This window comes from Pseudomonas sp. FP597, from assembly GCF_030687435.1.
GTDB classification, from domain to species: domain Bacteria; phylum Pseudomonadota; class Gammaproteobacteria; order Pseudomonadales; family Pseudomonadaceae; genus Aquipseudomonas; species Aquipseudomonas lactucae.
Genome location: NZ_CP117432.1, coordinates 1561966 through 1574477 on the forward strand (window position 1 = coordinate 1561966; position 12512 = coordinate 1574477).

The window sequence follows — 12512 nt, forward strand, 5'->3', positions numbered from 1 at the left end:
TTCATCAGGCCATTCACCGGCCGTCTGGGAGAACCTTGCTCGTATGATTCGCACGCTGCCCGCCCTTTTTGCCCTGTTGTTCGCTGCGCCCTTGATGGCCGCGCCAGCCGGGCAACAGACGCTGTTCAACTTCGTCCGTCCGGCCGATGTGGTCAAGGTGGCGACCCAGGACGCCAGCCTGCCGCAATACAACGCCGAACAAACCGCGGAGGGCGAGGTACTGCGCCGCATCACGTTCAACCCGGCTGCCGAGCCCAGCCTGGTGCTCAGTCCGCAAAATGGCGTGTGGGACTGGTCACAGTCGGGCGCCATGAGCCTGCGCATCCAGAGCGCCATGGACTGGGCGCTGACCCTCTACGTCAAGGTGCAGAGCAGTGACGGCAAGACACTGGTCAGCCGCATCGACCTGCCGGCCGGCCCTGCCCAGACCCTGTTGATCCCTCTGCAAGCGAACTCGCCGCTGAGCCAGGGCATGAAGGCCGGCCCGCCGATGCCGATCACCGTCGAGGGGCAGCGCGTGTTGCTGGCCGCAAGTGCCGGGGACATCGACCGCAGCCAGGTGGTCTCGGTGACCTTGTCGATGCTCAAGCCCAGCGCGGCGCAAAGCATCCTGCTGGAACGCTTTGGCGTGCAGGACAGCGAACCGGTGCTCAAGGCTGCCTACAGCGAACTGGTGGATGCCTATGGTCAATCCACCCGTGCGCGCTGGCCCGAGAAGGTCAGCAGTGACGAGCAGCTCAAGGCGGCCGCGGCCAAGGAACAGACTCAACTCCAAGGCTGGCTGGCCACGCGGGACAAATCCTCACTGGATCAATACGGCGGCTGGAACAAAGGCCCGGCGTTCAAGGCCAGCGGGTTTTTCCGCACCGAAAAACGCGACGGTCGCTGGTACCTGGTGACTCCGCTGGGCCATCCGTTCTACTCCCTGGGCGTCAATACCGTGGCCCCGGACAACAGCCAGACCTACGTAGCCGGCCGTGAGTGGATGTTTGCCGCGCTGCCCAAGGCCGGTGAGCCCTTTGACAAGTACTACGGCAGCGGCGACAACCGCAGCGGTAATGGCGCGGGCGAAGGACGTAGTTTTGGTGCCGGGCGTTGGTACGATTTCTACGGCGCCAACCTGCAGCGAACCTATGGTGGTGAAGGCTTCGACCAGAAACGTTGGGTCGCTCACACCCTCGACCGCCTGCAGGCCTGGGGTTTCAACACGGTAGGCAATTGGAGCGACGATGCTCTGGCCGCCGCCGACCGCGTGCCGTACACCCTGCCGCTGTCGATCGTCGGCGATTACGCCAGCATCAGCACCGGCACCGACTGGTGGGGCGGCATGCCCGACCCGTTCGACCCGCGCTTCGCCATGGCCACTGAGCGCGCCGTGGCCATTGCCGCCCGCGATCACCGCGACGACCCGTGGTTGATCGGTTTCTTCGCCGATAACGAATTGGCTTGGGCCGGTCCGGGTGATGATGCCAAATCCCGCTACGCCTTGGCCTACGGCACACTGCGCATGACCACCGACGTGCCGGCCAAACGCGCGTTCCTCAAGCAACTGCGCGACAAGTACCGTAACGAGGAGGGGCTGTCGAAAGCCTGGGGTATCCAGTTGGCCGGCTGGGAGCTGATGGAAGACCCAGGCTTCGAGCCGCCGATGCCCAACCCCGAACATCCGGAAATCGAAGCGGACTTCAAGTATTTCCAGAAGACCTTTGCCGACGCCTACTTCAAGACCATTTCCGACTCGCTCAAATGGCACGCGCCCAACCAGCTGTTGTTGGGCGGCCGCTATGCCGTCAGCACGCCGGAAGCGGTGGCGTCCTGCGCGCAGTATTGCGACGTGCTGAGCTTCAACATGTACACCCTCAAGCCGCAGGACGGTTATGACTTCGCCGCGTTGCGGGCGCTGGACAAACCGGTGCTGATCACCGAGTTCAACTTCGGCTCCGCCGACCGAGGGCCGTTCTGGGGCGGTGTGACCCAGTTGGCGCGGGAAGAGGATCGCGGCGCGGCGTATGCCAGCTTTCTCAAGCAAGCCATGGCCGAACCGTCGATTGTCGGCGTGCATTGGTTTCAATACCTGGATCAGCCGGTGACCGGTCGCTTACTGGACGGCGAAAACGGCCACTTCGGCCTGGTGGGCATTACCGATATGCCGTTCCAGGGGTTTGTCGAGAGTGTGCGCAAAAGCAACCTGGAGGCGGTCGATCAGTTGGGCAAGGAGGCGCAAAAGGCCAAGCCGGACGACGAGGTGCGTGAACGCGAAGGCGGCAAACCCGGGCATGACGGCAAAGGCTCGGGGCAGGGCGCCGGGCATGCCGGTGGGCATTCGGGAAATGGTCATTGATTGAACGTTGACGGGTTCACAAAAGCCACAAGGGCTGGAACAATGACCGCCACTTTTCATGGCGTTTTCGAGGTCGCTCAGGTGCAGATTCAGGGTCATTACGAACTACAGTTCGAAGCGGTACGCGAAGCGTTTGCCGCGTTGTTCGATGACCCGCAGGAACGTGGCGCCGGGCTTTGCATCCAGATCGGCGGCGAAACCGTGGTCGACCTGTGGGCCGGCACCGCCGACAAGGACGGCGCCGAAGCCTGGCACAGCGATACCATCGTCAACCTGTTCTCCTGCACCAAGACCTTCACTGCCGTCACGGCCCTGCAATTGGTGGCCGAGGGCAAGTTGCAACTGGACGCGCCCGTGGCCAGGTACTGGCCGGCATTCGCGGCCGCCGGCAAGGAAACCATCACCTTGCGCCAGTTGCTCTGCCATCAGGCCGGGTTGCCGGCGATCCGCGAGATGCTGCCTGCCGAAGCCCTGTATGACTGGCAACTGATGGTTGACACCCTGGCCGCCGAAGCGCCGTGGTGGACGCCGGGCCAGGGCCATGGCTACGAGGCCATCACCTATGGCTGGCTGGTCGGCGAATTGCTGCGCCGCGCCGACGGACGTGGGCCGGGTGAGTCGATTGTGGCGCGGGTGGCGCGGCCACTTGGGCTGGACTTTCATGTGGGCCTGGCGGATGAAGAGTTTTATCGCGTGGCTCATATAGCGCGCAGCAAAGGCAATATGGGCGATGAAGCCCCACAACGGTTGTTGCAAGTAATGATGCGTGAACCGACTGCAATGACCACGCGCGCATTTGCCAATCCGCCGTCTATTCTGACCAGTACTAATAAACCCGAATGGCGACGCATGCAGCAGCCGGCGGCAAATGGTCACGGCAATGCGCGCAGCCTGGCCGGTTTTTATAGTGGTTTATTGGACGGTAGTTTGCTGGAAGCGGACATGCTTGAAGAGTTGACCCGTGAGCACAGTATCGGCCTGGATAAAACATTATTGACACAAACCCGTTTCGGCCTCGGCTGCATGTTGGATCAACCGGATTTACCTAACGCCACCTTCGGCCTTGGCCCGCGTGCGTTCGGGCATCCGGGCGCTGGTGGCTCGGTCGGCTTTGCCGATCCTGAACATGATGTAGCCTTTGGGTTCGTGACTAATACGCTGGGCCCTTACGTACTTATGGACCCGCGCGCGCAGAAGTTGGTCGGAATATTGGCCGGTTGTCTGTAAACCCCTTGCTGTTTCACAATTTTTTGTTACAAAGGCAACTATAAGAAGAGGCTGAACACAATTTTGTAACTTTAAAGTTCTGTAAGCGTCTGTTTAACGGGTCATCCAGACCCCCGTATCTTTTCTCATTTTGTGGATATCTCATGTTATCGAACAAGTCCTTGGCCCTGGCCCTTTGCCTCACTATGACCGGCTGCGCACAAACGCCACAAAATGATGCCGAGGGTGGGCATTGGTGGTCATTTGGATCTGATAAAACCGCCACCAAGGACGCAGTGAGCCAAACCGACGCCAAGCCGGACGCCAAACCCGCCGCTGGCGCCACGCCTGTCGCACCTGCCGCCGTAGCCGCTGCGCCGGCGCCGGCAGCCAAGGCCGACACGGGTTCCAGCTGGTGGCCGTTCGGTTCCAAAAGCGCCGACGAAAAGGCCGCTGACGCCAAGGCTGACCTGAAAGCCGATCTCAAGGCTGCCGACCCGGCCCCTGCGGTTGCCAAAAACGAGACTGAAGCCCACTGGTGGTGGCCGTTCGAAAGCAAACCCAAGCCATTGGCCAAGGTCGACGTGACCAACGTGCAGATGCCTGATCCGAAAGTCACCCAGGCCTGGCTGGACGACTACGAGCCGCGCCTGCGTGCCGCCATCAAGGACAGCAACCTGCAACTGGAACGTCGCGACAACGTCCTGGTGGTGATTGCGCCGGTAGACGGTTCCTACAACCCGAAACGTCCCGCGATGCTGCTGCCGGTCACTCTCGGCCCATTCACCCGCGTGGCCAAGGCTGTTGAAGCCGACCCGAAGACCGCCGTTCTGGTGTTGGGCCACGTTGACGCCACCGGCACCGCGCCGGCCAGCCAGGCGTTGACCAAGGAGCGTGCACAATCGATTGCCTCGATCTTCAGTCTCAGCGGCCTGAAGCAAGACCGTCTGATGCTGCGCGGCATGGGTGACCTGATGCCACGTGCGGCCAACGACAGTAACCAGGGCCGTGCGCTGAATCGTCGCATGGAAATTATGTTCACTCAGCGTACAACTATGTTGGCGTTGCTGAGCAAGTACAACTCGGGCAAGACCCCGCCCGTGGCTGAAATGGTCGCCGTGCAGAATGTACCTGCCCCGGCACCGGCCGCAAAGGCCCCGGCTAAAAAGGCGGCTGCCGGCAAGGCAAGCACCAAGAAAGCTGCTGCCAAGCCAGCCGCCAAGAAAGCCCCGGCCAAGCCAGCCGCGAAGAAAACCGCACCGGCTAAAGCCAAGGCCGATGCACCGGCGAACGACCAGGCAAAAAACTGACCTGCTGAACCAGAAGGATACAGCCGCATGACCCAGGCACTGGCCGATATGCGCCGTGACTACACACGGGACGGTTTGAGCGAGGCCCAGGCCCCGAGTGAGCCGTTTGCGTTGTTCCACCAGTGGTTTGCCGATGCGGTGAAAACCGAGCAGCCACCGGTGGAGGCCAATGCCATGACCCTGGCCACGGTCGACCAGGACGGTCGCCCGCACTGTCGCATCCTGTTGCTCAAGGGCCTGGATGCGCAGGGCTTTACCTTCTTCACCAACTATCAGAGCGCCAAGGGCGAGCAGCTCGCGGCACGGCCGTTTGCGGCCATGACGTTTTTCTGGCCGACCCTGGAGCGTCAGGTGCGTATCGAAGGGCGGGTGGTCAAGGTCACGCCCGAGGAGTCGGACGCCTATTATCAGGTCCGTCCATTGGGCAGCCGTCTGGGGGCTTGGGCGTCGCCGCAGAGCCAGGTCATTCGTGATCGTGAGGAACTGCACGACCTGCTCAAGGCCACCGAACAGCGTTTCAGCGATACCCAGCCTGATTGCCCCGAGCATTGGGGTGGCTATCGCCTGCTGCCGGAGCGCATCGAGTTCTGGCAGGGCCGCGCCAGCCGCCTGCATGATCGCCTGAATTATCGCTTGCAAGGGGCCGACTGGACCCGTGAGCGCCTGGCGCCCTGAGCTGCACCTTTCGTCACCTCACCTGAATGATGCACTTCACCCCGACGTCTCTATTGTGAGGCGTCGGGTGTGTACTGCTGCGCGGCGTTCTTCAGCCAGTTCGTCAAATCCCCGCGTTTGATGTTCAAGACGCGCGCCTGCTCCAGCTGTTGCAGCATGAAGGCGCGCTTGAGCGGATCCCCACCGGCCATGGACAGCGCGAGGTCGCGGTCCACCCAGCGTTTGATCCGCATGTAAAGCCAAGCATGGAAATACAGGCCGGCCAGCGTAGTGACTACAATGATGAAGTAATCCATAAACATCCTGGGTATTAGAAGAATGCTACCGTTCGTCGAGTTTTTGAGTGCTGGCAGTCTGTACTAAGGCTGAATGAAAGCAATTTTCTGCCGGGCTTGCCGTGACAGGCGTCAAGCTGCGGCGTTTAATGAAGACCTGTCCTTTGGAGTTGATGCTATGCGTAAGTCCGTTTTACTGGTTGCCTGCTTTACCACCCTGTCATTGCTGTTGGGTGGCTGCGCCTCGAGTCTGACCGGCGACTCGTATTCCCGTGATGAAGCGCGTCGTGTACAGACCGTGCGCATGGGTACCATCGAATCCCTGCGTCCGGTGAAAATCGAAGGCACCAAGACCCCCATCGGCGGCGCGGCCGGTGCAGTCATTGGCGGCGTGGGCGGCAGTGCCATCGGCGGTGGCCGTGGCAGTATCGTGACCGCCGTGATCGGTGCCGTCGCCGGCGGCTTGTTGGGTTCGGCTACCGAAGAAGGCCTGACTCGTACCCAAGGCGTGGAAATCACCGTTCGCGAAGACGACGGCAGCATGCGCGCCTACGTACAAGCTGTGCAGGAAAATGAAATCTTCCGCATTGGCGACCGCGTGCGCATCATGACGGTTGACGGTACCAGCCGCGTTACTCGCTAAACGTCGGTTGTAGAAACACAAAACCCCAACCGGGTGACTGGTTGGGGTTTTTTATAGGTTAGGGCTTTTGTCGAATTGCGTTCGGAGGGCGTCAGGTAAACATCTCGATGTCATCCATCGCATCATTTACGGATGCGGATAAAGAGGAGCCTCTTCTTCTTGCTTGTTCGAACGCCGGGATGACTTTCGTCATATCTATCTGTCCGAATCGACGTGCGATATGTCCTATAGCTACGATAGCTGCTGATGCGATGTCATCGTCAGGGTGTCCGATAAACTGGAGGCACGTGTTTTGCGCCCACTCTCCGTCTATTTCATCTAACCCAATTGAGATCAATGCCTCTGTTACTTTGGCTCTATCCGTCGTTGCTAAATAACGCACTGCTTCATCGTGATCCAATGATGGGTCGTGGTATCGCATAGTCATTTGGTATCTCCCAATATTTTTCCCTTGCGGTTGGTTTTTCCGGCTCTGATTAAGGCGTTTTTCATCTCTTGCCGTAAGCCGCTCCAAGGCCTTACATGCGCGTGATAGGTTCCTTCAGATGTACGGTCTATCACCACAAACTCCTTAGTGTGTGGATCAATTGCTATACGTCTACGCGAGTTTGGTGGATTTACCTCTATCGACTCATCGAGTGAGTTCAGTCCGTTTTCAGGCCTTTTACTTTTAACTGAGTTTCCCTTCTTGCTGTGATAAGGCGCGTCCTCATACTTCCAGCTCACGACGACGTACAGGGGCCTGACCCCGGAGTCCGCGGGAAAGACAAGAATGAAATCCTTGTACTCAGGCGGGTAAATCGGGTCGACAATGATAGCGGCGGCTTTTTCGGTCGGCGGATACACCCATATGTGTGGTATCGATGGCGCCGCTTCCAGTGCGGGTATTCCGAGCGTATCGGCGGTGTCTGCGGCAGGTGTCCAGATCAACTCAATGCCATCACCCAGGTGGGCGATGTATTGCGTTCCGGATACCTGAAACTGCACGACGTCGACCATTTCCCAATCAAGATGCTTGCCGGTATAGAAGGCGTATCCCTTGAGAGTGCCATCGTCGCGTTGCTCGATATGCAGTCGGACCCGAGTGCGCGCCCTGGTCATGGAGCGCAATTGTTCTTCGCTGTAGAGCGCACTGTCGCCTAGGCTGGAGGGCCAGACCAGAGCCACCAGGCCTGCCAGAAAGGCTGCGCCGACAGTACTGGCGCCGGCAGCTGCAATGGCCCCTGTGTTTTCTGCTATCGCGGTGCCACCTAGTGCCAGCGCCCCCAGCCCGGCAGGTATTGCCGTGTCGCTGACTTTTTGCAGGGGAAAACGGCCAGCGGCGTCAGCCTCTCGCGCACCCAGCAATGTGTATTCGCCGTAATCCTTGAGTTGATCCAGGGGGACATAACCGGTCGGATCGTGGTAATCGATGATTGCGTCTGGCAAGTTGCAGGACTTGGCAAATACGCAACCCACCTTGGGTGTCTGAGGCGGCAGCGGCCTCACTTGAAAGCGCGCGTCTTCAGCAATTTGCCGGTCGATCATTTCTCTATGAGCGTGTTGCTGGGCCGCGGTCCGAACCGCCAACTCAGCCTCACTCATGGGCTCAAGCTTTCGATACCCACCGGTCCCGGTGCCATAGGATCGCCAGACTTGAACTACATCCTTGTTGCTTGCCATCGTGCCCTCCTGGCGTGGTGCTTAACGAGATCCGGCGAAGAAGCCGGGTGCCGACGTTAGAGCAAGCCGAGGAGGGTGGATGTAGGAAGGAACTGCGAAAGAGGGGGGAATTGGATGAATCAGGAGCCGGCTTGCCGGCTCCTGCCAAGGATCAGGCTTTCTTGCGACTTGCCATCGCCGTCACCACATAACCAATACACGCCGCCAGTATCGACCCGGTCAGGATCCCCATTCGATCCTCCCCGGCAAATTCGCTGGCGCCCGGCACAAATGCCAGGGAACCGACGAACAGGCTCATGGTGAAGCCGATGCCACACAGGATCGCCACGCCGAACACCTGGCCCCAGTTGGCGCCGCTCGGCAGGGCGGCGAGGCCGGTCTTGATGGCCAGCCAGGTGAGGCCGAACACGCCGATGGTCTTGCCGATCAGCAGGCCGGCGGCGATGCCCATGGGCACGTGATGGGTGAAGCTCTCCAGACTTACGCCGGTGAGGGATACGCCGGCGTTGGCGAAGGCGAACAGCGGCAATATGCCGTACGCTACCCAGGGGTGCAGGGCGTGCTCCAAGGTCAGCAGCGGTGAGGGCTCGGCGTTCTTGGTGCGCATCGGGATACAGAACGCCAGGGTCACGCCCGCAAGGGTGGCGTGTACGCCGCTCTTGAGTACGCATACCCACAGGACCAGGCCGACAATCAGATAGGCCCAGAGCTTGATGACCCCAAGGCGGTTCATCGCAATCAAGGCCACCAGGCAGGCGCCTGCCCCAGCCAGGGCCGCGCCGGACAGGTCGGCGGAATAGAACACGGCAATCACGATGATCGCACCCAGGTCATCGATGATGGCCAGGGTCATCAGGAACAGTTTCAGCGACACCGGCACGCGCTTGCCCAGCAGCGCCAGCACGCCCAATGCAAAGGCAATGTCGGTGGCCATCGGGATCGCCCAGCCGGAGAGCGCGGCGGGGTAGTCCTTGTTGATCGCCCAGTAGATCAGCGCCGGCACCACCATGCCGCCAATGGCGGCTGCGCCAGGCAGAACCACTTGGGACGGTTTGGACAGGTGGCCATCAAGCAGTTCGCGCTTGACCTCCAGCCCGATCAGCAGGAAGAACAGCGCCATCAGGCCGTCATTGATCCACAACAGGGCCGGTTTGGCGATTTTCAGCGCGCCAATCTGCGCCACCACCGGCACATCCAGAAACGCGGCGTACAGGTGCGACAACGGTGAGTTGTTGACGATCAGCGCGAGCGCGGCGGCAGCGATCAATAACAGACCGCTGGCGGCTTCCAGCTGGAAGAAACGGGTGAACGTGCTACGCAGAGCCAAGGGATGCTCTCCAATCCGGATTCAATAGGTGGGTACCCTAACCCGTACCGTTAGTTGTTAAAACAAAAAATATATTCTTATTTGTTATAAGCGAGAGGCAGATTTCGTGTTGCGTCGGACACCCGCAATTGTGTGTCCAATTGAGTCATCACTGTATCGGTATGCAGTGTAGGAAACATCTTAAAATTGCGGCTGAAATTCTTAGAGATCACCCTCATGAGCGACCACCGTCCCTGGGCCCGCGAAGCCATTCGCATCATCGAAGCGGACTTCCAACGCAGCGCCGACACGCACCTGATCCCCTTGCCGCTGCCGGGTTTGCCAGGCATCGAGTTGTACTTCAAGGACGAGTCCAGCCACCCCACCGGCAGCCTCAAGCATCGGCTGGCCCGCTCACTGTTCCTGTACGCGCTGTGCAACGGCTGGCTCAAGCCGGGTGCGCCGGTGATCGAAGCCTCCAGCGGTTCCACGGCGATCTCCGAAGCCTACTTCGCGCGCCTGCTCGGCCTGCCGTTTATTGCCGTGATGCCGGCGAGCACCTCTCAGGAAAAGATCGCGCAGATTGCCTTCTATGGCGGCGAGAGCCATCTGGTACAGGATCCGACGCAGATCTACACCGAATCCGAACGCTTGGCGCGGGAAAGTGGCGGTCATTTCATGGACCAATTCACCTACGCCGAACGCGCTACCGACTGGCGCGCGAACAACAACATCGCCGAGTCGATCTTCCAGCAGATGCGTTTTGAACAACACCCGGAGCCCAGCTGGTTGATCTCCAGTCCCGGTACCGGTGGCACCACGGCGACCCTCGGGCGCTACGTGCGTTATCGCCAGCATTGCACGCGTGTGCTGTGCGCTGATGCCGAGCGCTCGGTGTTTTTTGACTACTACCAGACCGGCGATGCCAGCCTGCGCCTGGACTGCGGTTCGCGCATTGAAGGCATTGGCCGGCCAAGGGTCGAGGCGTCGTTTTTACCCAAGGTGATCGATGCGATGGTCAAGGTGCCGGATGCGCTGTCAATGGCGGCGATGCATTACCTGGCCGAGCGGTTGGGGCGTCGCGTCGGCGGTTCCAGTGGGACCAACCTGATTGGCGCGCTGATGGCGGCGCAACAGATGAAAGCTGCAGGCGAATCGGGCTCGATCGTGGCGATCTTGTGTGATGGCGGCGAGCGGTATGCCACCACCTATTACGATCAGGCGTGGCTGGCGGGGCAGGGGTATGTGCTGGAAGGGTTGATTGCGGCCGTTGCGGCCAGTGTGGAGCGGGGCGAGCCGTTGCCGGCCAGCATCCTGCGCGCAAATATCTGACCGGACGCAAAACCAAATGTGGGAGGGAGCAAGTCGCACCGCCCCTCCCACATTTGATTTGCGGTGTTCTCAGTCCTCGATACCCAACATATCCCGCGCCAACGCCTCGGCAATCCGGATGCCGTCAACGCCCGCCGACAGAATCCCGCCGGCATAACCGGCACCTTCACCGGCCGGGAACAGGCCTTTCACGTTCAGGCTTTGCATCGATTCGTTACGGGTAATCCGCAGCGGCGACGAGGTGCGCGTTTCGATACCCGTCAATACGGCATCGTGCAGCGAGTAACCCTTGATCTGTTTTTCAAAGGCCGGCAGCGCTTCACGGATCGCCTCGATGGCAAAGTCCGGCAGGGCCAGGGCCAGGTCGCCCAACGACACGCCTGGTTTGTAGGACGGTTCCACGCTGCCAATCGCCGTGGAGGGCTTGCCTGCAATGAAGTCTCCAACCAACTGTGCCGGAGCCTCGTAGTTGCTGCCGCCGAGGATGTAGGCGTGGGACTCCAGGCGTTCCTGCAGTTCGATACCCGCCAGCGGGCCGCCTGGGTAATCCACTTCCGGCGTGATGCCGACCACGATGCCGGAGTTGGCATTGCGCTCGTTACGCGAGTACTGGCTCATGCCGTTGGTGACGACGCGGTTCGGCTCCGAAGTGGCTGCGACCACGGTGCCGCCCGGGCACATGCAGAAACTGTAGACCGAACGGCCGTTCCTGGCGTGGTGCACCAGTTTGTAGTCGGCGGCGCCCAGCTTCGGGTGCCCGGCATATTTGCCCAGGCGCGCGGCGTCGATCAGCGATTGCGGGTGTTCGATGCGAAAACCCACCGAGAACGGCTTGGCCTCCATGTACACGCCTCGGCTGTGGAGCATGCGGAAGGTGTCACGGGCGCTGTGGCCCAAGGCGAGGATCACGTGCCTGGACAGCAGTTGTTCGCCGCTATTCAACACCACCCCGTTCAATTGGCCGTCTTCGATCAGCACATCGGTGACTCGCTGCTCGAAGCGCACTTCACCGCCCAGGGCGATGATCTGCTGGCGCATGTTTTCGACCACGCCGGTCAGGCGGAACGTACCGATGTGCGGCTTGCTGACGTAAAGGATTTCTTCCGGTGCGCCGGCTTTGACGAATTCATGCAGCACTTTGCGACCGTGGAATTTCGGGTCCTTGATCTGGCTGTAGAGCTTGCCGTCGGAGAACGTCCCGGCGCCGCCCTCACCGAACTGCACGTTGGACTCGGGGTTGAGCACGTTTTTGCGCCACAGGCCCCAGGTGTCCTTGGTGCGCTGGCGCACTTCCTTGCCGCGCTCGAGAATGATCGGCTTGAAGCCCATCTGCGCCAGCAGCAGGCCGGCGAATATACCGCAGGGACCAAAACCCACCACGATCGGCCGTTCGACCAGACCTTGCGGCGCCTGGCCCACCACCTTGTAGCTGATGTCCGGTGCCGGGTTGACGTTGCGGTCGTCGGCAAACTTGAGCAGCAGGGCGGCTTCACCCTTCACATTCAGGTCGATGGTGTAGATGAAGCACAGCTCCGACGACTTCTTGCGCGCATCGTAGCTGCGTTTGAACAGGGTGAAATCGAGCAGGTCATCACTGGCGATGCCCAGGCGCTGCACGATGGCGGGCCGCAGGTCTTCTTCGGGATGGTCGATGGGCAGCTTGAGTTCGGTGATTCGTAACATGACAGGATCCGGTGTGCGGCGTTCGGTAAGGCCGGCGGTTTTGCAAACCGGCGATTATAAGCCCCAACCGTGGTTTCCC

At 60.5% G+C, this 12512-nt stretch carries 11 protein-coding genes; 6 read left to right on the forward strand and 5 right to left on the reverse strand.

What is annotated here, in order from left to right:
• Positions 1–43 precede the first annotated feature (43 nt).
• The 4 genes from PSH66_RS07165 to pdxH all read left to right on the forward strand — a co-directional run bounded on the left by PSH66_RS07165 (position 44) and on the right by pdxH (position 5532).
• A complete protein-coding gene (locus tag PSH66_RS07165; protein WP_305428639.1) occupies positions 44–2341 on the forward strand; it encodes a beta-galactosidase in 2298 nt (765 codons plus the stop codon).
• A gap of 81 nt (positions 2342–2422) precedes the next feature.
• Entirely contained in the window at positions 2423–3568 is a 1146-nt protein-coding gene (locus PSH66_RS07170; RefSeq protein WP_305429583.1) for a serine hydrolase domain-containing protein, read from the forward strand.
• 143 nt (positions 3569–3711) lie between these two features.
• The gene (locus PSH66_RS07175; protein WP_078823539.1) at positions 3712–4857 is read left to right on the forward strand and encodes an OmpA family protein; all 1146 of its coding nucleotides are present in this window, start codon (positions 3712–3714) and stop codon (positions 4855–4857) included.
• Positions 4858–4884: 27 nt separating this feature from the next.
• Positions 4885–5532, forward strand: coding sequence for a pyridoxamine 5'-phosphate oxidase (gene pdxH / locus PSH66_RS07180; RefSeq protein WP_003172353.1), 648 nt, complete (start codon positions 4885–4887; stop codon positions 5530–5532).
• Between the two features lie 50 nt (positions 5533–5582).
• Here the strand turns inward: pdxH and PSH66_RS07185 are convergent, their stop codons facing one another.
• Complete coding sequence (locus PSH66_RS07185; protein ID WP_305428640.1) at positions 5583–5828, reverse strand: hypothetical protein; 246 nt, start codon at positions 5826–5828, stop codon at positions 5583–5585.
• A gap of 157 nt (positions 5829–5985) precedes the next feature.
• On the opposite strand from PSH66_RS07185, the gene PSH66_RS07190 reads away from it, so the two are divergent.
• The gene (locus tag PSH66_RS07190) at positions 5986–6450 is read left to right on the forward strand and encodes a glycine zipper 2TM domain-containing protein (protein ID WP_003189251.1); all 465 of its coding nucleotides are present in this window, start codon (positions 5986–5988) and stop codon (positions 6448–6450) included.
• A gap of 91 nt (positions 6451–6541) precedes the next feature.
• On the opposite strand, the gene PSH66_RS07195 is transcribed toward PSH66_RS07190, so the two are convergent.
• The 3 genes from PSH66_RS07195 to nhaA form a co-directional block, all read right to left on the reverse strand.
• Positions 6542–6877 carry a hypothetical protein gene (locus PSH66_RS07195; RefSeq protein ID WP_141064250.1) on the reverse strand — a complete coding sequence of 112 codons (336 nt, stop codon included), beginning with the start codon at positions 6875–6877 and terminating at the stop codon, positions 6542–6544.
• Positions 6874–8112 carry an S-type pyocin domain-containing protein gene (locus PSH66_RS07200; protein ID WP_141064249.1) on the reverse strand — a complete coding sequence of 413 codons (1239 nt, stop codon included), beginning with the start codon at positions 8110–8112 and terminating at the stop codon, positions 6874–6876. The genes PSH66_RS07195 and PSH66_RS07200 overlap by 4 nt, the downstream gene beginning before the upstream one ends.
• 151 nt (positions 8113–8263) lie before the next feature.
• Positions 8264–9439 carry a Na+/H+ antiporter NhaA gene (gene nhaA / locus PSH66_RS07205; RefSeq protein WP_003172359.1) on the reverse strand — a complete coding sequence of 392 codons (1176 nt, stop codon included), beginning with the start codon at positions 9437–9439 and terminating at the stop codon, positions 8264–8266.
• A gap of 216 nt (positions 9440–9655) precedes the next feature.
• On the opposite strand from nhaA, the gene PSH66_RS07210 reads away from it, so the two are divergent.
• Positions 9656–10750 carry a PLP-dependent cysteine synthase family protein gene (locus tag PSH66_RS07210; RefSeq protein ID WP_003172361.1) on the forward strand — a complete coding sequence of 365 codons (1095 nt, stop codon included), beginning with the start codon at positions 9656–9658 and terminating at the stop codon, positions 10748–10750.
• Positions 10751–10819: 69 nt separating this feature from the next.
• Here PSH66_RS07210 and PSH66_RS07215 read toward each other — a convergent pair whose 3' ends face one another.
• Positions 10820–12433, reverse strand: coding sequence for an NAD(P)/FAD-dependent oxidoreductase (locus tag PSH66_RS07215; protein WP_305428641.1), 1614 nt, complete (start codon positions 12431–12433; stop codon positions 10820–10822).
• Positions 12434–12512 lie beyond the last annotated feature (79 nt).

Bases quoted from the DNA above. Each gene is read 5' to 3' on its own strand.
- PSH66_RS07165 (WP_305428639.1), top strand. From the start codon at position 44: ATGATTCGCACGCTGCCCGCCCTTTTTGCCCTGTTGTTCGCTGCGCCC.
- PSH66_RS07175 (WP_078823539.1), top strand. From the start codon at position 3,712: ATGTTATCGAACAAGTCCTTGGCCCTGGCCCTTTGCCTCACTATGACC.
- pdxH (WP_003172353.1), top strand. From the start codon at position 4,885: ATGACCCAGGCACTGGCCGATATGCGCCGTGACTACACACGGGACGGT.
- PSH66_RS07185 (WP_305428640.1), bottom strand. From the start codon at position 5,828: ATGGATTACTTCATCATTGTAGTCACTACGCTGGCCGGCCTGTATTTC.
- PSH66_RS07190 (WP_003189251.1), top strand. From the start codon at position 5,986: ATGCGTAAGTCCGTTTTACTGGTTGCCTGCTTTACCACCCTGTCATTG.
- PSH66_RS07195 (WP_141064250.1), bottom strand. From the start codon at position 6,877: ATGACTATGCGATACCACGACCCATCATTGGATCACGATGAAGCAGTG.
- PSH66_RS07200 (WP_141064249.1), bottom strand. From the start codon at position 8,112: ATGGCAAGCAACAAGGATGTAGTTCAAGTCTGGCGATCCTATGGCACC.
- PSH66_RS07210 (WP_003172361.1), top strand. From the start codon at position 9,656: ATGAGCGACCACCGTCCCTGGGCCCGCGAAGCCATTCGCATCATCGAA.
- PSH66_RS07215 (WP_305428641.1), bottom strand. From the start codon at position 12,433: ATGTTACGAATCACCGAACTCAAGCTGCCCATCGACCATCCCGAAGAA.